The 23538-nt window shown below is 64.6% G+C and carries 15 protein-coding genes and 1 tRNA gene; 10 read left to right on the forward strand and 6 right to left on the reverse strand.

Annotation, left to right across the window (positions count from 1 at the left end; all coding sequences use genetic code 11):
* Window positions 1–7: 7 nt before the first annotated feature.
* A complete protein-coding gene (gene dctP / locus AC2FLM_RS22210; RefSeq protein ID WP_234140136.1) occupies window positions 8–1003 on the reverse strand; it encodes a TRAP transporter substrate-binding protein DctP in 996 nt (331 codons plus the stop codon).
* A gap of 216 nt (window positions 1004–1219) precedes the next feature.
* On the opposite strand from dctP, the gene AC2FLM_RS22215 reads away from it, so the two are divergent.
* Window positions 1220–2104 (forward strand): LysR family transcriptional regulator, encoded by an 885-nt coding sequence (locus AC2FLM_RS22215; protein WP_496859992.1) that lies wholly within the window; start codon window positions 1220–1222, stop codon window positions 2102–2104.
* Here the strand turns inward: AC2FLM_RS22215 and AC2FLM_RS22220 are convergent.
* Window positions 2099–2986, reverse strand: coding sequence for a LysR family transcriptional regulator (locus tag AC2FLM_RS22220; RefSeq protein ID WP_496859993.1), 888 nt, complete (start codon window positions 2984–2986; stop codon window positions 2099–2101). The two genes, AC2FLM_RS22215 and AC2FLM_RS22220, sit on opposite strands and share 6 nt — an antisense overlap.
* Before the next feature lie 111 nt (window positions 2987–3097).
* Between AC2FLM_RS22220 and cuyA the strand changes: the two genes are divergently transcribed.
* The 4 genes from cuyA (at window position 3098) to AC2FLM_RS22240 (ending at window position 10891) form a co-directional block, all read left to right on the forward strand.
* Window positions 3098–4117, forward strand: a complete 1020-nt coding sequence (gene cuyA, locus AC2FLM_RS22225) for a D-cysteate sulfo-lyase (protein WP_011241939.1) — start codon at window positions 3098–3100, stop codon at window positions 4115–4117.
* Between the two features lie 40 nt (window positions 4118–4157).
* Window positions 4158–5144 (forward strand): YeiH family protein, encoded by a 987-nt coding sequence (locus tag AC2FLM_RS22230; protein WP_496859994.1) that lies wholly within the window; start codon window positions 4158–4160, stop codon window positions 5142–5144.
* A 379-nt stretch (window positions 5145–5523) separates the two neighbouring features.
* Window positions 5524–6369, forward strand: coding sequence for a hypothetical protein (locus AC2FLM_RS22235; protein ID WP_496859995.1), 846 nt, complete (start codon window positions 5524–5526; stop codon window positions 6367–6369).
* An 85-nt stretch (window positions 6370–6454) separates the two neighbouring features.
* On the forward strand, window positions 6455–10891 hold the full coding sequence (locus AC2FLM_RS22240; protein WP_496859996.1) for a beta strand repeat-containing protein: 4437 nt from the start codon (window positions 6455–6457) through the stop codon (window positions 10889–10891).
* Window positions 10892–11379: 488 nt separating this feature from the next.
* Here the strand turns inward: AC2FLM_RS22240 and AC2FLM_RS22245 are convergent.
* Window positions 11380–11454, reverse strand: a tRNA-Thr gene (locus AC2FLM_RS22245).
* 126 nt (window positions 11455–11580) lie between these two features.
* On the opposite strand from AC2FLM_RS22245, the gene AC2FLM_RS22250 reads away from it, so the two are divergent.
* The 5 genes from AC2FLM_RS22250 to hisD all read left to right on the forward strand — a co-directional run bounded on the left by AC2FLM_RS22250 (window position 11581) and on the right by hisD (window position 15426).
* The gene (locus AC2FLM_RS22250; RefSeq protein ID WP_234145743.1) at window positions 11581–11736 is read left to right on the forward strand and encodes a hypothetical protein; all 156 of its coding nucleotides are present in this window, start codon (window positions 11581–11583) and stop codon (window positions 11734–11736) included.
* A gap of 6 nt (window positions 11737–11742) precedes the next feature.
* Window positions 11743–13008: a UDP-N-acetylglucosamine 1-carboxyvinyltransferase gene (murA, locus tag AC2FLM_RS22255; RefSeq protein WP_234145744.1), complete on the forward strand. Its 1266-nt coding sequence runs from the start codon at window positions 11743–11745 to the stop codon at window positions 13006–13008.
* Window positions 13008–13484 carry a DUF2948 family protein gene (locus tag AC2FLM_RS22260; protein WP_496859997.1) on the forward strand — a complete coding sequence of 159 codons (477 nt, stop codon included), beginning with the start codon at window positions 13008–13010 and terminating at the stop codon, window positions 13482–13484. The genes murA and AC2FLM_RS22260 overlap by 1 nt, the downstream gene beginning before the upstream one ends.
* Window positions 13484–14023 carry a GNAT family N-acetyltransferase gene (locus AC2FLM_RS22265; RefSeq protein ID WP_496859998.1) on the forward strand — a complete coding sequence of 180 codons (540 nt, stop codon included), beginning with the start codon at window positions 13484–13486 and terminating at the stop codon, window positions 14021–14023. Before AC2FLM_RS22260 ends, AC2FLM_RS22265 begins: the two co-directional genes overlap by 1 nt.
* Before the next feature lie 101 nt (window positions 14024–14124).
* Window positions 14125–15426: a histidinol dehydrogenase gene (gene hisD / locus AC2FLM_RS22270; protein ID WP_496859999.1), complete on the forward strand. Its 1302-nt coding sequence runs from the start codon at window positions 14125–14127 to the stop codon at window positions 15424–15426.
* On the opposite strand, the gene AC2FLM_RS22275 is transcribed toward hisD, so the two are convergent.
* From AC2FLM_RS22275 to AC2FLM_RS22285, 3 genes are read right to left on the reverse strand one after another with little or no spacing between them, the layout of a single operon-like run.
* Entirely contained in the window at window positions 15423–18722 is a 3300-nt protein-coding gene (locus AC2FLM_RS22275; RefSeq protein WP_496860000.1) for a hypothetical protein, read from the reverse strand. The genes hisD and AC2FLM_RS22275 overlap by 4 nt on opposite strands.
* Window positions 18722–20728: a trypsin-like serine peptidase gene (locus AC2FLM_RS22280; protein ID WP_496860001.1), complete on the reverse strand. Its 2007-nt coding sequence runs from the start codon at window positions 20726–20728 to the stop codon at window positions 18722–18724. Before AC2FLM_RS22280 ends, AC2FLM_RS22275 begins: the two co-directional genes overlap by 1 nt.
* Window positions 20725–23490, reverse strand: a complete 2766-nt coding sequence (locus AC2FLM_RS22285; RefSeq protein ID WP_496860002.1) for a S8 family serine peptidase — start codon at window positions 23488–23490, stop codon at window positions 20725–20727. Before AC2FLM_RS22285 ends, AC2FLM_RS22280 begins: the two co-directional genes overlap by 4 nt.
* Window positions 23491–23538 lie beyond the last annotated feature (48 nt).

Consider the following 23538-nt stretch of genomic DNA (forward strand, 5'->3'; position numbering starts at 1 on the left):
CCGCCGATCAGGGCGCGTGGCTGGCCAGCAGCGAGCGGATGCTGTCGGCAAGCTCGTTGCCGCAGGCATTGTTCACGGTCTCGTCCCATTTGGGTTTGACGCTGGCGATCAGGCTGGCGCGCTGGTCGTCCGAGATGGATACGGCAGCCCCGCCGCCCTGCATGACGGCATTGCCGACCTGCTGGTCGACCCAGGCCTCGTAGCGCGGCTGAAGCCAGGCTTCGGTCTCGGCCGCCGCGGCGGTAAGTGCGGCCTGTTCATCCGCGCTCAGCGCGTCGAACTTGGCCTTGTTCATCATGTACTGGATGTTGCCATAGAACAGGTTGGCGTTGACCATATAGGGCATCACGGTCCACAGCTTCCACGAGGAATAGGTGGCCACGCCCATGTTGATGCCGTCGACCACGCCGCGCTCGGCGGATTGGAACACTTCCTTGGGGGCCACAAAGACCGGCTCGCCGCCCCAGGTTTCGATCATCATCGAGACCAGCGGCCCGATCGAGCGTACCAGTTTGCCGTCCAGATTGCCGATATCGGCAACCGGCTCTTCGAACCACCATTCCTGATCGTAAGAGTAGTTGGAGTTAAAGAGCGGCACCAACCCGGCATTGGCAGCCTCGTCCCGGATCAGTTCGGCATAGGCGGCGTCCAGCCCGGTCTGGTTCTCAAGGCTCACCTCGGCGGGATAAAGCGAGGTCACCGCATAGCAGGGCAGCCGGTTGTCGGCATTGATCCAGCTGATATCGGACACGCCGCCCTGGACGGAATCGACGCCCTCGGACCAGCCATGCAGGGTGGCCGAGGGGAATACCTCGACCTTGACCGAGCCGCCGGTCTTTTCAGCGACCAGATCGGCGAAATGGGTAAAGCCCGCGTAACGGATATCGGCTTCGTTCACATAGGTGCTCAGCCGCAGCGTGGTTTCGGCCGAGGCCGTGCCCGCCACCAGGCCACAGGTCAGGGCCAACGCGCTTGCGGTTACGGTTTTCAGGTTCAGGGTCATTCAGTGTCTCCCGGTTGGATGGGCGGGGGTGGTTCGGTTCTTGGTGCCGTCTGCCCCGCATATGTGCTCCGCGTCCTCAGCTGGTGACGGTCGGATGCTGGTAAAAGGCTAGGCACGGGTCGGGCGTTATGGCCAACTCAAATACATCATTAAACTATGCGAATGTTGCATAAATAAGCGAAATCAGGCAATTATGGTGAAAACGGGGGCGCAAAGATGGATATCAACTGGCTGCGCGATTTCACCTGCCTGGCGCGAACGCTGAATTTCACCCGCGCCTCGGAAGAGCGCAATATCACCCAATCCGCGTTCAGTCGCCGCATCAAATCGCTGGAAAACTGGTTGGGTATGCCGCTGATCAAACGCTCGACCTATCCGGTTCAATTGACCGAGGCAGGGCAGCAGTTCCTGCCGGTGGCGCAGGAAACCATCGCCAGCCTGACCGATATCCGTCAGGTGCTGCGCGCACAGGAACAGGGGGTGACCGCGTTCCAGCGCTTTGCGGTGCTGCACACGATCTCGGTCAATTACCTGACCCGGCGCATCGCCGAGTTCGAGGACCTGATCCCCAACCTGCGGGTGCGGGTCTATTCCGACAACCTGCGCACCTGCTGCCAGCTGCTGTCGGACGGCACCTGTGATTTCCTGCTCTATTACCGGCATCAGGACGTGCAGCCGGTATTCGAGGAGAAGCAGTTCGCGCGCAAGGATATCGGGGTCGAGCTGATGTATCCGGTGGCCGAGAGCGGCGCCGCGCGGGCGGGTGGCTGGGATCTGGACGGCGACGGGCGTCAGCCGATCCCCTATCTCAGCTACGACCCGAGCAGCTTCCTGGGCACCGTGGTCGATCAGACCATCGGCAATCGTACCCCGCCGCTGGCGATCCGCTACATGGATGCGCTGACCGAGGCGATCAAGCGGCGGGTTCTGTCGGGCAGCGGCATGGCCTGGCTGCCAGAAAGCGTGATTGCCGAGGAACTGGCCGCCGGGCGGGTCACCATCATCGGTGGCCCGGACTGGCAGGCGCCGCTGACCCTGTCGCTGTTCTGTTCACGTGACCGGCTGGACGAGACCGGCCAGAAAGTATGGAACGCCCTATGATAGGCCGGGCTGGCCGCTGAGCATCTGCCAGCTTTGATCGCTCCGGCGTGGGCTGCCACCCGACAGCCGCATCAGGGTAACGGTCAGCGGCTGGTCTGGCAGGCCCTCGGCCCGGCACAGTCGCCCCGCCGCCAGATGTGGTGCCACCAATGTCAACGGCAACCAGGCCACTCCGATGCCACCCAATGCGTATTCACAGGCCGCGAGCGTCAGCGCGGTCTCGGCTCGCACCTCATAGGTGAATCCCGCCGGCAGACGCGGCGCGACAAAGCGGTCGAACACCTGTCCCAGGAACACATCCGGCGGATAGCCGATTACCGGCATCGCGGTGCGGGCCTCTGATGTCTCAAGCCCCGATGCGTGCACGGGCACCAGCAGGTCTGTTTCCAGTTCGGCCCGGTCAAAGGCTTGTGGCAGCATCGGATCACGCTCGCCCGGGACCTCGTAGGCGACCGCGAAATCGGCCTCGCCCGACAACAGCAGCATCAGGCATTCATCCCGGTTGCCCGAGCGCACCCGGACCGAGATGTCCTGAGACGCGGTTAGATCCCGCACGATCCGGGGCGAGATGGTGGTGGTGATCGCATGCTGACAGACCAGGGTGACCCCGCGCCGGGCATCCTCGGCCGAGACCCGCAGATCCTGCTGCAAGCGTCGCAAGCGGCCGCTCAACTCGCGCAGCTCGGGTTCCAGTGCCAGTACGCCGGGCAGCACCGCCACCGGCTTGCGGCTGCGGTCGAACAGCGCCGCGCCGATCCGCTCCTCGATCCCGCGCACCCGGCGGGTAAAGGCGGGCTGGGTCAACAGTCGCCTCTCCGCCGCCGCCGCCAGAGACCCGGTGTCGATCACCGCAAGGATATCGTCGATCCAGTCCAGTTGCATCGCCCTGCCCCGCTAATATGCCGATCATGCATGTTATCCCGCGCAGTTTGCATTAGATTGCCCGGAAATTCGAGGGTAAGTTGCCCTAAACCCAATTCAGGAGCTCAACCCATGCATCTTGCCCGCTATCCCCGCCGCTTCATCGCCCATCTGCCGACGCCGCTGGAACGGCTGGACCGGCTGACCGCCGAACTGGGTGGGCCCGAGATCTGGATCAAGCGGGACGACTGCACCGGCCTGTCCACCGGAGGCAACAAGACCCGCAAGCTGGAATTCCTGATGGCCGAGGCCGAGTTGCAAGGCGCCGATATGGTGATGACGCAGGGCGCGACCCAGTCGAACCATGCTCGCCAGACCGCCGCATTCGCCGCCAAGCTGGGCATGGATTGCCATATCCTGCTCGAGGACCGGACCGGCTCGAACAACGCCAACTACAACAACAACGGCAACGTGCTGCTGGACCATCTGCATGGCGCCACCACCGAAAAGCGTCCGGGCAGCGGTCTGGACATGAATGCCGAGATGGAAAAGGTCGCCGAAAAGTTCCGTGCCGACGGCCGCAAGGTCTATACCATCCCCGGTGGCGGCTCGAACCCGACCGGCGCGCTGGGATATGTGAACTGCGCCTTCGAGATGCTGAACCAGTTCAACGAGCGCGGGCTGAAGGTGGATCATATCGTGCACGCCACCGGCAGCGCCGGCACCCAGGCGGGTCTGATCACTGGCCTTCAGGCGATGAACGCGCAGATCCCGCTCTTGGGCATCGGCGTGCGCGCGCCCAAGCCCAAGCAGGAAGAGAATGTCTATAATCTGGCCTGCGCCACCGCCGAGAAACTGGGCTGCCCCGGTGTCGTCGCGCGCGAGGACGTGGTCGCCAATACCGACTATGTCGGCGAAGGATATGGCATCCCCACCGAAAGCGGGCTGGAGGCGATCCGCATGTTTGCCGAACTTGAGGCGATCCTGCTCGACCCGGTCTATTCGGCCAAGGGCGCCGCGGGCTTCATCGACCTGATCCGCAAGGGGCATTTCAAGAAGGGCGAGCGGGTGGTGTTCCTGCATACCGGCGGCGCAGTGGCGCTGTTCGGCTATGACAACGCGTTTGACTATTCGGGACGCTGGGTGGCCTAAGGCCACCCCTACCCCCCCTATCCTGCCAAGGACATAACCGATGGTATCGGCGCTCAAGTCCCGTTGGGACACCCACTTTGGTGGCATTCTTCTGGTCTGCGTTGTGGCCGCCGCCGCTACCTTTCTGTCCGAGCATTACGGGGCGCCGGTCATGCTGTTCGCGCTGCTGATCGGCATGGCCTTTCACTTTCTGCATCGCGATGCCGCCTTTGCCCCCGGCCTCGATTTCTCGGCCAAGACACTGTTGCGGTTCGGGGTCGGGTTGCTGGGCCTGCGGCTGAGCATCGGCGATGTGGAGAGCATCGGCTATGGCGCCGTGGCGGCGGTAGGGGGCTTTGTTCTCGCCACGCTCGCCTGTGGCGCCATGCTGTCCTATCTCTTTGGGCGGCGCATGGCCTTTGGCCTGTTGGCGGGCGGTTCGGTGGCAATCTGCGGGGCGTCGGCGGCGCTGGCCATAGCGTCGGTCCTGCCCGCGCGGGCCGATCGCGAGCAGGACACGCTGTTCGTGGTGATCGGAGTGACCGCGTTGTCGACCATCGCGATGATCGCCTATCCGATCCTGTTCGCCAGCCTGGGTATGAGCGATCTGCAATCAGGGTTCCTGATCGGGGCCACCATCCATGACGTGGCGCAGGTGGTCGGCGCTGGCTATTCCATCAGCGACGAGGCCGGCGTGATCGCCACATTCGTCAAGATGGTGCGGGTGGCGCTGCTGCCTGTGGTGATGCTGGTCGTGATGTTCAGCTTTCGCGGCGCGCAGAGCCAGCGGGTCACCCTGCCCTGGTTCCTGGTGATGTTCATCGTGTTGGCGGTGCTGGCCAATACCGGCGTGATCCCGCAAGCGGTGATCGACGCCATCGGCACCCTGTCGCGCTGGTGCCTTGTGATTGCCATCTCGGCCCTGGGGGTCAAGACAAGCCTTGCCACCATTGCCCATGTCAAGCCGAGTTACGGCGTCATTCTCGTGGTCGAAACCCTTTTCCTGCTGGCCATCGCCATCGGTTTCGTGTTGCTCAGCGGGGTCTGAGCCGCCCCCGATCCTTTCGCGTGCCGCCCCCGTTTTCATGCTGTTTCCGATGGGCAGCCCGGCGCTGTGCCTTGCTATGATCCATGATTTGAAATGTGCGGGCGATTCTTTTAGACTCGACGCCACGATGTCGTTTCACGAACTTGAAGAGCGTAAGGGTTTTCATTGGCGGCAAAAAACGAACGCCGCCAGTTTTCATTGCTCCCCGGCTATCGGGGAAAATTTCGGAATTGATCTGCGTCAAATATCGCGCTTTCAATCTATATTACAAATGGAATAGGTTTTCGAGTAACGAATGCGTCAGGACGCGCACAGTAGTTTGATAAGAAGGTCGAACGGGGGCCGAACCACGTGTGTCACAGGGTGATTGGTGGGTTGCATGCACATTGACGTGACATGCGAAACGAAGGGTCCGGTTGGCTGGCGCCTGCTCTTCTGCCTTGTTGCGGTGCTCGGTTTTCTTGGGTCTGAACTCGTTGCGAAGGGGGACTGCAATGAAGGTGACGGTTGGAAGATGACTGTTTCTGAAATTTCAGGGGACATCCTGAACAGCGTCAGCAAGCGGCCCGAAACCGACGAGGATGCGCTTCGACTGGCGCGGCAGCATCTTGATTTGCTTGTTGCCGCGATGGCGGCAGCGGGTCGTGTTGGCGTGCCTGTTGATCTGACCGTGATGACGGCCCCGGCCTTTACGGACTCTACCGCCGGACCGGTTTCCTGGCCGCCGGTCGGGGCGCGGCTGGTTTCACCATGGCTGGCTTTGTCAAAGACCGGATCGGGGCGGGTGTCGCTGACCCTGTTCGCGTCCGACCTGCGTGTGATCGCTGATGGTGCCCTGCGGGCGCAGGGCGCAGCACCCGAGGCCTATGCAACCGGACCGGGCTGGCGCAGCATGTCCTTTGCCTGCCTGGCGGGTGCAACGGAATCCTATGTATCGCATGTCTCCGCCGGACAGCCTTCCGAAAGTTGGACCGCCACAGACGATTGCGTGCCCGGACCGCTTGCCGGTCCGCTGGCTTGGGCGTTTCGCACCGCCCCACAGAATTTCTTCGTTCCATTCGACATGACGGTGACGAAATGGATCGAGACGGAACGCGGCAATAGCGCCGCGTTCTACAAGGCGCTGTATGTCGCGCTTCTGCGACATGGCCTGCCGTTGCTCGACGACGAGGCCGGTGCTGTCGATACTTGGTGGCACGCAGCATTGCACGAGGTTGATGAGTGAGCGCGAGGGGTTGCGGAGAGTTTGTTGTCGGTGGCGGATGGAGAGGCCGCGCCGCCCGGATCATTGAACAATTGGGGGAACGATCATGACCATTGAAACAGTTTTGTCGCACACGACATTCACAGGTTATTCGGCTGCGCAGCAGACCATTCTGGAAAATGCGCTGCGTGACATGTATGCGAATTCGGCCACCGGCAAGACGCTTCTAGACAAGGTCACCGCCGCCCTGCCGCTCGATATCAAGTTCGTGGCCGGCGAGGCCCGGGCGTTCACCGGAACCGGTCGGGTCGAGCTGGATTTCGCGGCGGTTGCCGATCTGGCCTATTTCGATGCCAACGGCAAAGGTGTTGCGGTCGAGATCGAACATGTGTTGCGGCACGAACTGGTTCACGCGCTTCAGGGGATCGGGGATTCTCCTCGGGGTACGACCAGCACGGACAGCGCCAAGGGTCCGACGCTGGTTTTTGAAAAGGCGATCAACGACGAGTTGTCCAAACCGAACCGGCTGTCCTATGAGGGCGTCGATTCCGACACCGCGATCATTCCGGGCACCGAGTATACCGGCGGGGCGGCCATCGACCTGGCTCTTGCCCGTTCGGGCAACGAGGACACGTCGGGCAACAACCCGGCCACCAACGATCTGCTTTGGGGTCGCGGTAACGGCAGCAACTACTTCAAGTCGGGGGGTGGTACCGACTACCTTTACGGCAATGGCGGCAACGACGTTCTCGAAGGGGGCGGCGGCAACGACTCGGTGAATGGGGGCACCGGAACCGACCGGGCTGTCTTCAGCGGCAATTGCAGCGACTACACGATCACCTCGAACGCCAACGGCACCATCACGGTTGCGGACAACCGGGCCAACAGCCCGGATGGAACCGACACGCTCAAAGATGTGGAATATGCCCGTTTCGCCGATGGCGAGATGAACCTGACCACCGGCGAATTTGCCTGTCCGGGTCAGAACGTGGTTATCGTGATCGACAAGACCGGCTCGATGTCCAATGACATCGCGGCGGCAAAGGCCGCGTCGATCGAGATCGCCAATGCCCTGTTCGGGACGACCGAGAAACCGGTAGCCAGCACCCTGGCGATCGTCACCTACTGGGACAGCAACACGGTCACCAACCTGTCGTTTACCAAGCATGACAGCGTGGCCGACCGCAAGGCGGCGGCGCTGGCGGCGCTGAACAACCTCTCGACCTCGACCTCGGGCGGTACCGAGAACCTCAACACCGCGCTTCTGCATGCCATCAACGGCAATGCCGGCACCTGGGACACCCGCAACAAGTCCAACAAGATCATCGTGTTCACCGATGAGGATGCCGACGATCCCCATCTGCGTGCCGAAGTGGTGAGCAAGGCGCTTGCAGCGGATATCTCGGTTCCGCCGCCGCCGGTCGGCAATGCGGTGCCGTTGCAGACCGCGATCGAACAGGTTCAGGGCACCAGTTTCGTCGACTACACCGACACCCCCTTCTCGGATCCCTATGGTCCGGTGCCGCTGCAAATCCTGCCGGTGGTGATCGGGAACAGTTCGACGGCCAACTCGGATCTTGAATCGCTGGCCGACCAGACCAACGGACAGGTGTTCAACGCCAGCACCAGCGACCCGTCGCAGGCGGCCCAGAACGTGATCGCGGCCATCAACGCCTCGTCGGGCACGGATGGCAATGACAGTCTGACCGGCGACGACAATGCCAACTCGATCGGTGGTTTGGCTGGCAATGACACGATCTCGGGCGAAGGCGGCAACGACACCTTGTCCGGCGGTCCCGGTGACGACGTCCTCAACGGCGGTGCCGGCGATGACAGCCTGCGTGGCAACGCCGGTTATGACACTGTCGACGGCGGTGCGGACACCGATACCGTTGTCGTCAATGCCAACAGCAGTGACGTGAACATCATCGGCAGCGCGGACCCGATCACCATCCAGAGCCCGGATGGCGATGTGGTCATCAGCAATGTCGAATTCGTGCGTTTCCTGGATCGGACCATGGCGGTTGCGGATCTGGGCACGTTGACGACCGTCAATACCTTTGGCGGCCGTGGCGACGACAGCATGGATGGCGACGCCGATGGCAACCGTCTCTGGGGGCGCGAGGGCAACGATACCGTCAATGGTAACGGTGGCAACGACACCCTGGATGGCGGCCTTGGAAACGATGCCGTCAACGGTGGCGAAGGGGCCGACCAGATGTCCGGTGGGGGCGGCAACGACACACTGGACGGTGGTGACGACACCGATACGGCGGTGTTCAACATTGCCAGCGCAAGCGCCTCGGTCGACGGGCCGGACGATGCGCTGCGGATCGACACCGGACAGGGTGTCGTGACGCTGCGCAATATCGAATTCGTGCGCTTTACCGACCGGACGTTCAACCTCACCGAATTGCAGGCGCTGCGCGACCAGACCCTGATCGGTACGCCCGGCAATGACACGCTGCGCGGCAGCTACGGCAACGACACCATTCTGGGTCTCGACGGTGATGACGAGCTTGACGGCGGCCTGGACAACGACGTGCTGAACAGCGGCGAGGGCCAGGACACCTTGCTGGGCGGACCCGGTGACGACCTTCTGCGTGTCACGCAGACGATCGCCCCCACGGTGATCGACAACACCGTGAGCAACCCGGTATCCAGCCCGATGACCCTTCCCGAGAACTGGTCGCTGGAAGCGTTTGACGATGTTGCCGATTCGACCACCGTTCCGCACCAGACGCTTGAAATCACCGGCTCTGACGAAACGCAGGAGGCATTCCGCTTTACCGCCACCGCGGGTCAGATCTGGACCTTTGATATCGACGGTGCGGATTTCGATACCGTGCTTGCCCTCTATGACAACAACGGCACGCAGATCACGTCGAATGATGACAGCAGCACGTCGAGTGGTGCCGGAGGCTCCACAAGCGGGCGGGATTCCTTCATTCAACACACGTTCGCGGCCGATGGCACCTATATCATCGCCCTGCAGCGCTTTGGCGGCGGGACGATCTCGTCTACCCAGACGGCGACGCTGAACATCTCGGCGACCGGAGTCACCGTGCCACCGGTGTCGACCACCGACACGAATCTGCTGGATGGTGGCGCCGACAATGACACGCTCGAAGGCGGCGGAGGCGACGACACGCTGATCGGCGGTCTGGGCGACGACTCGATGACGGGGGGCGATGGCAACGACACCGCGATCCTGAACGTGTCACAGCAATTCGTGTCGGGCCAGAACGTGACCGGAGGTGTTCAGCTGACGTCGAGCCAGGGGGTCGATTTCCTGGGATCGGATATCGAATTCGTCCAGTTCAATGACGGTACCCTGACCCTGACTCAGGCAGCGGCGCTGGCCGGAACCATCCCCAGCACCATCAACGGTACCAATGCGGGCGAGTCGGTGGATGGCACCACGGCGACCGAGATCATCAACGGTCTGGACGGCGCTGACTGGATCTCTCCCGGTGGCGGTTCGGATACGGTCGATGGCGGTCCCGGCAATGACATGTTGAGCTTCTTCAACCTGCCCGACACTCCGGGCCGGACCAACCTGGACTATCGCCTGACCATCGACATGGCCGCGGGAACGGCTGTCAGCCATGACGGGGCCGAGCGCATCCAGTTCGCCAATATCGAGCGTCTGACCGGCACCATCTTTGCCGATCACATCACCGGGACGTCGAGTGACGACTATATCCGGGGTCTGGGCGATTATGACTGGATCGTCGCGACAGAAGGCGCGGATACGATCGACGGCGGTACCGGTCAGGACATGATCTCGTTCCTGGAATGGCAAAATACCGGCCCGAACACGATCAGCGATGCATTTACTCCGAACGGTGCACCGCCGACCGGGGCCGAAGCGACCGGTGTCCTCGTCAATCTCGCCAACCCGACCCAGAACACCAATCTGGCAAGCGGGCTGACCCTTGTCAGTGTCGAACGGGTGACCGGTTCGGCGCGTCAGGACGTCTTCTATGGCGATGACGGGCAGAACGATTTCCGGGGTCTGGGCGATTTCGACTGGTTCGTATCCTCTGATGGCGGGCGTGAACGGTACTATGGCGGCGACGGTGTCGACACGGTGACCTATTTCAACGCGCCCGGCGCGGTGACGGCGAACCTGCGCAACGGGGCCGTGGTGAACGGCAATGAATCGGGCTACGGAACCCAGGGTTGGGCCGCACGAGACCTGTATTTCGAGATCGAGAACCTGGTTGGCTCGAACTTTGGCGACCATCTGACAGGCTCGTCCGATCGGAACCAGCTTTCGGGTCTGGATGGTGACGATTTCCTGTTCGGCTACGGCAATATCGACTATCTCAAGGGCGGTGCCGGCAATGACACCATCGATGGTGGCGGGTCTTCGGACTATGCGCTGTTCGACGGCGATCTTGCCGACTACACGCTGACGCGCACGGCCGAGAACCGGGTGACCGTGGTGGGACCCGACGGCAATGACAGTCTGATCGACGTCGAATATTTCCGGTTCGACGATCAGGATGTGCGGATCTGGGATCTGCCGCTGGTCTGAGACCCGCGACCGGGCATCAAGAATTCGGGCAGGCGAAGGCCTGCCCGAATGTCCTGCGGAAATCGCTCGCTGCGCCCGGTGCCAGCGAAACTGTTGTACTTTGAGATCAAGGATCACGCCGAACCGGCATGGTCGGCGTTTTCACCGCCCAGAATCGCCAAGGACATGGCGCCTGTCACGCCCATCTCCCTTGCGCGTAGACAGGTTTGCCGCGGCATTTCCGGGAAACCCTCGCACGCGCGCATCGGATCGCTGGTATCCATGTACGCCCGGGTACCGGCGTATAGAGTGACCAAGTTCAAAAAATCAATGTGTTAGCGCGCCGACCCTTACCCCCGGTCGGTTATATTCGATGGGTTCGGTTGTGGGGTTTGTGCCTATCAGTCTTGCACGACAAGACGAAAGCTCTCGATCCAAAGCTGAGCCAGATCAACCGGCCCTGACCTCTGGAAGGATCACGGAAACCGGACATATTTTTCGTTGAGAAGTGGTGCTGCCGGAGAGATTTGAACTCTCGACCTCTCCCTTACCAAGGGAGTGCTCTACCCCTGAGCTACGGCAGCCCGCTGTGTCGACGCGGCCGGCCCGTTTCTGAGCCACAGCGTCGCGGTGAGCGGGTGATTAGACTCAAACGAAACGCGGCGCAAGGGCATCTGGACGGTTTTTTTCGCCTCCTGTAGAGAAAGGGTATGGCAGAGCAAAAAACCCCTTCAAAAAGCAAATCCGCACCTGCGGGCCGCGAGGACAGGCTCAAGGCCGCGCTCAAGGCCAACCTGGCCCGGCGCAAGGCGCAGGCCAAGGCGCGAACTGCGCAGGCCGACGCGGAAAACGACAACAAAGGTTAAGAGCAGATGGATTCGATTCTCGTTACCGGCAACGGGCCGCTGAATGGCCAGATTCCGATTGCAGGGGCAAAGAATGCCTGCCTCACGCTGATGCCCGCCACGCTGCTCAGCGAAGAACCGCTGACGCTGACCAATGCGCCGCGATTGTCCGATATCAAGACGATGACGTTGCTGTTGCAATCTCTGGGGGCCGAGGTGTCGGCCTTGCAGGATGGCAAGGTGCTGGCGATGTCCAGCCACGACCTGACCAGCCATACCGCCGATTATGACATCGTGCGCAAGATGCGTGCCTCGAATCTGGTACTGGGGCCGATGCTGGCACGGCTGGGTCATGCGGTGGTTTCCCTGCCGGGTGGTTGTGCCATTGGCGCCCGCCCTATGGACCTGCATATCGAGGCCCTGGAGGCGCTGGGGGCCGAGATCGAGCTGCGCGACGGCTATCTGCACGCCAAGGCGCCCGGCGGGCTGAAAGGAGCGGTACACGAGATGCGCTTTGCCTCTGTCGGCGCGACCGAGAACATGGTGATGGCCGCGACGCTGGCCAAGGGCACCACTGTGCTCAAGAATGCCGCGCGCGAACCCGAGATCGTCGATCTGGTGCGCTGTCTGCGCGCGATGGGTGCGCAGATCGCGGGTGAGGGCACCCCGACCATCGAAATTCAGGGCGTCGACCGTCTGCATGGCGCCACCCACCAGGTGGTGACCGACCGGATCGAACTGGGCACCTATATGTTGGCCCCCGCCATTTGCGGCGGCGAGGTCGAGCTGTTGGGCGGCAGGCTCGACCTGATCGGCGCCTTTGTAGAAAAGCTGGACGCCGCCGGTATCGACGTTGCAGAGACCGACAAGGGCCTCAAGGTCAGCCGCCGCAATGGCCGTGTCTCGGCCGTCGATGTCACCACCGAACCGTTCCCCGGTTTTCCCACCGACTTGCAGGCCCAGATGATGGCGCTCTTGTGTACGGCCGAAGGCACCAGCGTGCTTGAGGAGAAGATCTTTGAGAACCGGTTCATGCATGCGCCCGAACTGACCCGCATGGGCGCCCGGATCGAGGTACATGGCGGGACAGCTACCGTGCGCGGGGTTGAACGGCTGAAGGGGGCGCCGGTGATGGCCACCGACCTGCGCGCCAGCGTGTCGCTGATCCTGGCGGGGCTGGCCGCCGAAGGGGAAACCCTGGTCAGCCGGGTCTATCATTTGGACCGCGGATATGAGCATGTGGTGCAAAAGCTCGAAGCGGTGGGCGCCAAAATCGAACGGATCAAAGGCTGATGTCGGACGCAACATTCAAGGACGGGCGCGAGGCGCCGCTGAACCTGGGCGCCGAGGATGGCGAGGATCTCAAGATCATCTCGACCCTGATACAGGACGCGGTGTTTCCGATCACCGAAATGTCCTGGCGCCCCGGCTCGCGCCGCTTTGCCCTGCTGCTGAACCGGTTCCGGTGGGAGGATCGCGCCGCCGCCGACAAGCGTGGGCGCGGGTACGAGCGGGTGCAGTCGCTGCTGGTGATCGACAGCGTGCTGGGCGTTGCCAGTCAGGGTATCGACCGATCCGACACCGACACCGTTCTGTCGCTGCTGTCCGTGACATTCGAGCCGGACACTGATGGCGCCGGGCAGCTCCTCCTGACGCTAGCGGGCGATGGTGCCATCCGGCTGATGGTCGAGGCGGTGGACGTCACGCTCAAGGACGTGACCCGGCCCTATCTGGCCCCCTCGCGCCAGGCCCCGCATCACTCGGACTGATGCAGAACAAGCGGGGGATATCGCAGGCCTTTTCCCCCGCCGGCACCGGGGGCGAGCTGTTGCGCCGGGCCACCCCCTTTGACCTTTTCGACATGTCGCGGGTGCTGACCCGTTCGATCAGCCAGCTATGCACTGCCGATCATGGCGGCAATGCCGAGGCGATTGCGCGCTGGTGCGCCAACAAGACGCCGCAGGCGCTGCGCGTGCAGATGATGGCAGAGGGTTGGGAGTTCTGGCTGCTCATCCGCGCTGGTCAGATTGCGGCCGTAGGCGCGTTGGCCGAGATCGACCGGGGCGCTGGTACCGGACGCATCACGCTCAACTATGTCGATCCCGCCTGTCGCGGTCAGGGGGCCAGTGCCGCCCTGCTGGCCGGGATGGAGGCGCGGTTGAGCGATCAGGGCATCACGCGCGGGGTTTTGACCAGCACTGCGACGGCGCGCGATTTCTACCTGTCGCGAGGCTGGCAGGCCGATGGCCCAGCCCGGCAAGGTCGTTGGATTTTGGGCCATCCAATGACCAAGACGCTCGCCTGCTGAACGCTGCCGACGATAAAGCCCGCCGCGCGCTGCCGCGCCGCAGCGTGTGACGCTTGAGGCGAGCGGGCAGTCCGGTTATGTCAGCGCCAAAGGAGAGCCAGATGCCCCAGTTCCTCGACAGCCGTCAGCCCGATTTCGAGACCGCCTTTGCCGCCCTCCTGGGTGCCAAGCGCGAGGACAGCCCGGATGTCGATGCGGTGGTGGCGGACATCATTGCCGATGTGCGGACCCGTGGCGACGCGGCGGTGATCGAGCTGACCGAGCGGTTCGACCGTATCGCGCTGACACCACAGACGCTGCGGTTCTCTGCCGAAGAAATCACACAGGCGGTCGCAGAGGTGCCCGCCGCCGAACGCACCGCGCTGGAACTGGCCGCCGCGCGGATCTGGGCCTATCACGAACGGCAGATGCCGCAGGACGCGGACTGGACCGACGACACCGGCGCGCGGCTTGGCTGGCGCTGGTCGGCGGTCTCGGCGGCGGGGCTTTACGTGCCGGGCGGTCTGGCCTCCTACCCCTCGTCGGTGCTGATGAACGCGATACCGGCCAAGGTGGCGGGTGTCGGCCGTCTAGCCATCGCCGTGCCCACGCCGGATGGGCAGGTCAACCCGCTGGTCCTGCTGGCCGCGCAGATCTCGGGCGTTGACGAGGTCTATCGCATCGGCGGCGCGCAGGCGATTGCCGCACTCGCCTATGGCACCGACACCATCGCCCCGGTCGACAAGATCACCGGCCCCGGCAACGCCTTTGTGGCGGCGGCCAAGCGGCGGGTGTTCGGCAAGGTGGGCATCGACATGATTGCAGGCCCTTCCGAGATCCTGGTGATTGCAGACCGTGACAACGACCCCGACTGGATCGCGCTCGATCTCCTCTCTCAGGCGGAACATGACGAAAGCGCTCAATCGATCCTGATCACCGACGATGCGGCCTTTGGCCGGGCGGTGGCCGATGCGGTGGACAAGCGACTGGAGACACTGGAACGCCGCGCCATCGCCGGGGTCAGCTGGCGCGATTTCGGCGCCGTCATCACCGTGGCGGATCTGGACGAGGCGGCGGCGCTGTCGAACCGGATCGCACCCGAGCACCTGGAGCTGTGTGTCGCCGATCCCGAGGCGCTGGCGGCCAAAACCGTGCATGCCGGCGCCATCTTCCTGGGCCAGTATACGCCCGAGGCGATCGGCGATTACGTGGGTGGCCCGAACCACGTGTTGCCCACCGCGCGCTCGGCCCGGTTCTCTTCCGGCTTGAGCGTGATGGACTTCCTCAAGCGCACCACCCTGTCGCGCATGACCCCCGAAGCGCTGCGCGCCATCGGCCCGGCGGCGGCTCAACTGGCGCGCTCGGAAAGCCTCGAGGCGCACGGGCTTTCGGTTCAGGCCCGGCTCGACCGGTTGAACGGCTAGATCTCCAGATCGCGGGCAAAGGGAAAGAACCAGGCGGTGAGGCTGTCGAACATCTCGCGCACGGTCCCCGCGCGGCTGTCGAATTCCGCGAGACAGGCGCAGAGCGTGCCCAGCTCGCCGCATTGATCGGCCACCTCGACCAGCGTTGCCGACTGGTTGCGGCTGTACCCGCTCAGCGCTGACATCCGCAGCTCTTCGGGCCAGTGGCGGGCCCGTTGGGCCAGCGCCTCGGCCAGACGCAGCACCACCTCACCCTCCTGCTCCTCGAGAATGCGCCGCAAGGGCGGGTAGAGGTCGGGGTTCAGCCCCCGGAACATGCGAAACGCCAGGTCCGTCTGCGGTAGGGCATCGCTGGCGAGCAACCGGGTCAGGTCCTCTTCCTCGCCGAACTGACGATAGAGGTCGGTGATATCCGAAATCCCCGGAGCGTCATGCGCCCAAAGCTTCTCGAGCCGCCTGGTCAGATCCGGGGCGGCCTCGAACAGGGTGCCAAATTCCCACTCCGCCAGTTTGACCCGCCCCGCCGCCAGCGACAGGGCGCGGGGAGAGCGCGAAACAGGCTTACCTGACAAGGGAACACCTCGCCCCGACGCCATCACGGCGGTCTTGCGTCCCAGCCATCCGTCAAGAATGCTCCCGGACATGCGATACGCATCCACGTAGGATTTGAAATCCGCGCCCTGAAGTACATCAAGTTCCTTGTGACGTTGCATCGGATCGGCTTGCCGGGCAATGAACGCAATCACACCCGGCAAGGCGCGCTGATGATCGGCGGATTCCAAAAAAACGCTGGCGGCGTCGGCCATCGCGGATGTTTCAACCCCGCTGCCCGCCACCAGCAGGCATTGCCACATCGGGTGTCGCCAGTATCCGCGCTGCATGGCATTGGCATGATCATCGGCTACTTCCTGTTTGCTGCGGAACTCCAGGGCATCGAAATAGCGCGGCGCCAGATCGGCCACCTCGGCGAACCGGGCGGCGGCAAAGGCGCGCTGGATGTCGCGCGATAGCCGCGAGGCCGATCGCCAGTCGGACCCGTCGGGGCGATAGACATCCTCATGTGTGCGCACGCCCAGCAGATCAGCGGCGCGGCTTTCGCTGGCTTCGCTGACGGTGGTGAAATCCTCGTCCGCCGTGCTCAGCCCGTGCTGCGCGGCCGAGGTGAATTCCTGCTCTTCGGCCAGTTCGCGCAGGTCGTCGCCCAGATCGAACGCCTCTTCCTTGCTCAGCACCCGGCCCAGCAGCACATTGACCCGCGCCCGCCAGGCGGCGGGCAGAGTGTCCAGATCCTCGCCCAGCGACAGGTCCAGCGCCCGCGCGGTAACGGCATCGAATTCCGGCACCTCGCGCGGTGACAGAAACGCCGCGTAATAGAGCGCCTGAAGATCGCGCATCTCGGGGTCCATCTTCTCCCACCGCTGGCGGGCGCCCTGATCGGCGCCATCGGGCGGACCCAGCCGGAAATAGTCGCGCGCGGCGGAACAGACCGCCAGCGCATCCGCGCGCAGCCGCGCCTTGCGCTTGCGGTCGGCGGCGGTATCGGCCTCACGCGGTCCGGCAAACAGGCCGGCCACCATCATGCGCCGCACATCGGCGCGGTGGCGCAGGTCAAAGGGCGGCTCTCCCGGTTCGACCAGCCAGTATTCGTTCTCCAGCTTTTCGCGCAATGCCTCTGCCTTGCTCAGCGGCAGCACGGTACCCTCGGGCAGGCCCAGACAGGGCACCGCCAGCACAAAGCGGATCAGGTCGGTGTTGATCTGCCGCAGCACCAGACCGGGATGGGCCAGGCTGCGCAATTCGGGGTCGTCGATCCGGTCGAGGATGCGTTCATAGAGGAAGCGATGGGCGAATTCCGAGCGGAACGCTTCGGCGCCATCCTCTTCGAGGTCAGCAATCAGATCGGCGATATCGCCGTCATGGCCGCGCGCGTATTGCACAAAGATCAGCAACGCCAACGGATGCCCCTTGAGCAGGCGGCTGACCGTGTGACGCAAACTCTCGTCGGTCAATACCGGGGGGCGGTCGAGGCCCTTGCGCTGCATGTCCTCCTCGGACAGGCGCCGGTCCTCTTCCTCGATCAGCTGCGCGCCCGCCTCGACCGAGAGGCCCTCCAGTGCGATGCGTCGTGAGGCCGGGCCAAAGCGGTCATCCAGTTCGTCGCCCTCCAGCGGCTCGGCGCGACCCGACAGCACGCAGCGCAGGCCGGGCAGCTCGCGGCGGAACTGTTCCTCGACGTCGAGGATCAGGCGCACCACCTCGCCGCCCTGCCGGTCGACCGCCTCGAAACTGTCAAAGGCCAGCGCGATGGGTTGCGAGCGCAGACCATGTGCCCAGTCGCCTCGGAACCAGCCGGGCAATTGGCTTTCCAGGAAATCGGCCTGTGCGCCATGATCGCGCACCTCGCCCATCAGATCGGTCGAGGACAGGGCCGCCCGCCGTGCCCGCAGTTGCTTGGACACATTCGCAGCGGCCTCGGGCGGTTCCAACGTGCGGGTCACGCCCACGGCGATCTGGTTCAGAATCTCGCGGGCGATCTGGAACGGCGCCCCGGATTTGAGTTGTGGCCGGTCAAAATCGAGGATCACGGTGATCGGTGCATCGCGGCGGGTCTGCCAATCCTGCAACAGCCGGGCCAGCACAGCCGATTTGCCGATGCCCCCGGTACCGGTCAGCAGCAGAGGCCGCGTATCCTTGGTCTTGCCGCGCAGAAAGCGGGACAGGCGCCGACGGACATTGTCATAGCCGAAATGGCGGCGCGGCAGCACGATGACCAGATCGCGCCATTTCTGCACCTCCTGAATCTGCCGCTTGGCCTCGCTTTCGAGCGTTTCGAGCGGGCTGCCGTTCAGCGCCGGCACCGCACGGGCAAACTGGACCGCATCCAGAATCGCGGCGTTGTGGCGCAGATGGGTCAGCAGGCGGGTTTCGTCATCGCTGTTCTTGGGCCGGGCCACCTCGACCCGCGCACCGGCCAGCAGCTGGTGCAGCACCTGCCCGAACAGATCGTCGGCCCAGGGTGGCGGCGCCAGGTCCAGCGCCTGATCCAGCTGTGCCCGGGTCAGGAACCGGCGCAGCGCGGCGTTGCGCGGATCGGGTGCCAGCATCCAGCCATAGCGGGGCGCCGCCCCCGGCGCCGGGCACAGAACCTCGGTCACGCCGCGCGACAGCGCGCCCAGCACGTCGTTGCGCAGGTCGGGTCGTCCGTCGACCCCGAGCGCGTCGCACAGCTCGTCAGGCTCGTAACAACCGCAAACCGCGCTCAGCTCCTGCGCAAGATCGATCAGGGCCTCTCGCATTACTCGTCCTCTCTAACCCGTGCGCCGACCCGTCCAAAGAGCGCATCCGCCGCACCCGCCACATGGGTTTCGACAAACTCCGACATCCGCTCCAGCGGCGCGTCCGCGCCAGCAAGCGAGGCGACGATATTGCTGAGAAAACCAAGGCTGGTCTCGTCAAAGGGCTTGTCCCGCGCCCCGCGCATGTTAAGCCAGTGACGGAATACCTGTCCCGGATCGGCCAGATCCCGAGTGCGGATTGCCGATTTCAACACAAGACTGGGGTCGAGCCCGTTGATCTGGATATCCTCGCGCAGGCCGATCAGCACCAGCCGCAGATTGTCCTGCCGCCCGATCTGGTCATAGAGCGTCGACAGGAACTCGCGTCCCGAGGCATCGGACAGGTCGTGCCGGTCCAGATCGTCGAGCAGGATCCAGACCATGCGGTCGCCCAGCCGTTCGTTGACCTGCTGCATGAACTTGGAGACCAGCCGCTTGACATAGGCGGGCGTTGTCGTGTCGGGCGCTTCGGGCAGGCTGGCCACTGCATCGGGGGCAAAGCTGGCCAGCGTATCGCAGGCCATGCGATAGGCGTCGACCTGCACGTCTCCGGCGCGAAACACGATATGGTGATGCTCGGGCGCGGCAAAGAGTGCGCGCAGGATCTCGACCGAGAAGCTCTTGCCGGGACGGGTGATCAGCACGTCTTCGTCGGTTTCCACATGTACCCGCAGAATACGGCGGTCGCCCTTCCACAGCTTTTCCAGCGCGGCGATGTAATCGGCCCGGCCAAAGACCGGGCGGCGCCCGTCCAGACAGCCCCCCACCGGGCTGAGACCGGGGATCTCGGCCAGCTTGCCCAGCATCCCCTTGGCCGTCAGATCAGCTGCGATCGCGGTCAGCGGCACCGCCACGTTGAGCGCGCGGTGGTGACGGGCATCGGGTGGCGGGGTCAGGGCCTCGAGCCCCAGATAGTGCAGCGCCACCGGTTGGCCGTTCTGGTCCAGCGCCAGCCCGCCCGAGGAGCCGTGCGCCGTGGTTGCCTGATGAAACAGGCGGTGCTGGCGCGGTTGGCCATAGACCACCTTGCCGCCGGTGATCGTGTGTTGTTCAGAGCCGGGATGATGCAGCACCCAGACCCCGTCGGGCGCGGCGTCAGCCACACGGGCCAGATCGAACCAACCCCGTTGCAACCCCGGCGCGCCGGTCAGGCGGATCACCGCATAGTCCCAGAACCCCTCAACCGCGCGCAGCCAGGCGCGCCGTTTGGCCAGCTTGTCCCAGGCGTAATCTTCTTCCAGCAGCGGGCCGGTCGGGCTCTGCGCGACCAGCCAGTCCTCGGCCACGTCGAACACCGCGCCCCTGCCCTCTTCGATGCCGGTTGTCGACGAATAGTCGAAGCGGATCTGCAGATCGCCCGGCTCCAGCGGCAGGTCGATCATATCCTTGATCACGTGGAAATTGGTCAGCACCGTCGAGGGCCCGATCAGAAAGCCGCTGCCGGTGACCCGGTCGCCCATCTCGTTCAGGGCCTCGACCCGGCAGAGCCGGCGACGCCCCAGGATGATGCCGGGCAGGATGTTGCCGGGATCGGTCCAGAACGCGGTCTCGTTTACAAGAGACTCGGTATTGGCCCGTTGCAGCGTGGCGTGGGCGCGCTTCAACCCCAGCGCGCTGATCATCTTTTGCGCCAGTTGACGGCGATGCACCGGCAAGGGTGCCTCGGCACCGATATCGAAAAGGCCCGCCGACACGGCGGCGGCAAAACAGTCGGCCACCGCCTGCGGTCCGCGCAGGGCGGCCAGCGCCAGGCACAGCGCATCGGCGCCGCGGGCCGGGTCCAGCCCGCCACCGCGCCCGGTCACCACCATTGCATGGGCAAAGCTGACCGGCGCCCCCGGCAAGCGCCGGGCGGCCAGCCAGCCATCGTACCACCCGCGCAATTGCGGGCGGGCGAAATGCAGCCCCTGCACCACGCCGTGAATGCAAGAGATCAGCCGTTCCTCGGTCCAGTCCTGTTCCGTCATTCCCCCTGCCCGTTCAGCAACCCGGTGGCAAAGGCCCCGTCGCCCATCCCCAGCACCGCCTCAATATCATGTGCCAGGTTGGTCTCCATCGACTGCCCTCCGAAATGCAGCCCGCAGAGCTGGCCCGGATTGTGCAGCGACAGGATGGCCGAACCCGAGTTTCCGGGCAAGGTGGTCGCATCATGGCTGAAGGCCCAGCCGCGCGGATCGCCCGCCACCGCGCCGGGGCGCGCCTCGATCATGCCGGGGCTGATGTATTTCACTCCATAGCGGTCGCCATAGAGCTCGCCCAGCCGCGCCCAGAAGGCCAGATAGGTATCCCGGTCCTCGCGCGGATCGGGGCCGCGCACATTGCGCGGCTCGGCCGGATAACCCGCGACCAGTATCTTGGTCAGTGCCGGATCGATGGTCGAGATCAGGCCCCGGTCGATCGGGTCGGGGGGGGGCGCGTGGCTGTTGTCGGGGTCGATCCGCATCAGCGCCATGTCAAGCCGCGCCATGTTGACCGTGCGCCCGATCCGGGCCGCACCCGCCGTCACCACCTCGGTCAGGGTATAGCGGGTGGTCTCGTCGGCGGCCTCGGGGTCAAAGATGATCGAGACCGGAAAGCGCAGCTTGAACGGGCGCTGGCCGTTTTCCTCGGGCATCGGCTCGGCAAAGGCGTCGATCACGTGGCGGTTGGTCATCACCAGCCCGTCCGACAGCAGGAACCCGGTGCCCACATGCACCCAGACCCCCTGCGGGTTGCGGGCGTCGATGCGGCCCACCGCGCGCACCAGCGGTTGCCAGCGGTCGACCGCCGTCAACAGGTCGGCGCGCCAACTGCCCAGCAGCGGGTCGAACAGTTCGTCTCCGCTCTCATGGACCCGGATCGCGGGTCGCCCGCTGAGCTTGACCAGCGCCTCGAGCGCATAGCCGACCTCGCCCGGGCTGAGCCGCACATCGCGGTCCGGGTCGAGATGCGATTGCACCGCCTGCCGGATCTTGTCTGCCGCTTCGGCCTGCATGGCGGTATCGACCAGATCGGGCGCGGACTCGGCCCGCGCCTTGAACAAGTCGTTGACCGTTTCCATCACGGTATCCAGCCCCTCGCCCCTGAGCCGGTCGACCGAGGCCTCATAGCTGAGGTCAGCCGCGCTCTCAGTCGTGCCGCCGCGCCCGGCAGCCAGTCGGCGAAAGGCGCGGTCCAGCGGCGCGGGTGGCGCGGCGGGGGCCAGCACCAGCCCCGGTTCGCCCAGCGGTTGCCGGTCTCCCAGCAGATCGGCCAACGCCGGGGACGGCATTTCGCGCATCGCGTTCTCGACCGTGACCGAGGCTTCGGGCTGTTCGCGCAGGCGCCAGTCGAAGGCGAGGTGTTCCGCCTCGGCCTGCAAGCCGCCTGCGTCGAAATCGGCGCCGAACAGCAGCTCGGCGGGACCGGCGCTTTCAGAGGCTGCCCCCCCGACGATGTCGGCGGGGTCCAGCGCCAGCAGCGCCTCGGCATCGACGATGCCCGCACCCATCATTCCGTGATCCCAGCCCGCGGGCGCGCGCGCGGTCTGGCGCAAAGCGGCGCGGAACAGCTCTTGCAGCGGCCAGCCACGACGATGCGCCTCCTGCCGCAGCGCGCTCCAGCCATGATGCTCCAGCCACAGCGCCGCCACCCCGGCCGTCAGCGCAACGGCAAAGGAGGTGCCCTGCCCGGTATCGGTCACATCACTCAGATCAACCTGACCCGGGCGGCGGCGGGCCACATGCAGGTTCTCGGCCGGGGCCGAGACGTCGACCTCGGGGCCCCGGCACGAGCCGCGCCAGCGCCGCCCGGCATGGTCGACCCCGGCCACTGCGATCACGTTGCGGTCAAAGGCGGGATAGGTGACGAAACGCACGCAATTGCCCGCCGCCGCCATCACGATCATGTCCGCCGAGACCGCGCGTGCCACAGCCCGGCGCATCACCCGTGGGCCAAAGCCGCTGCCCAGGCTCATGGTCACGATCCGGCAGCCCTGGGCCCGCGCGTGGTCAAGCGCGCGGGCCACCGGAACCCAGGACCCGACCACCACGGCGTTATTGGTCCGCAACGGCACCAGCGAGGCGCGCGGCGCGCTGCCATTGACCCGGCCCGACCGGCGGCTGATCACCAGCGAGGCGGTGCCGGTGCCATGGCCAGGTGATCCCATCGAGGGCAACAGCGGGTCGGTCGGGTCGGGCGTGTTGTCGACAAAATTGTAACCCCGCGCCATGTCGATACCGTGATCCAGTTCGTTATGGGCGGCCACGCCGGTATCGGGCTGGCCGATCCGCTGACCGGCGCCGGTGACCCCGAACCGCGACATTGCCCGGTCGGCCCGGATCAGTCGCAGCGCCCAGTTGCGATCCGCCAGTGGCGGCGTGTGCGCCCGGCACAGGTCCCAGGTCACATCGCCCACGTTCTCGACCGGGGGCGGCACGCTTTCGGCATCGGTGAAGGGCGGCAGGATATCGGGCGTGACCGAAACCAGACCCAGCGCCTCTTTCAACGCCGCCGCCTCGGCAAAGAGGTATCCGGGCGATTGTTCGATCGGAACGCCCGGGAATTGCAGGACCAGCATATCGTCATCCGCCTGGGTCGCGCGGAACAGGTCGAACCGGCCCCCTTCCAGTAACGTCGCGATGGCGTCCCGTGCGGCCTCGGCGGTGACCGCTTCGGGATATTCCAGCGTAAAGGACAGAATATCGGTCGGCAGCGCCTCTTGCCCCGTGGGTGTTGCCACCCGCGCCGCGGCTTTCAACAGGTCCAGCATGGCGGTCTCCTTCAATATGCGAATGGGAAATCAGGTCTCAAATATCCC

This window comes from Ruegeria sp. SAZD011 (genome assembly GCF_059612545.1).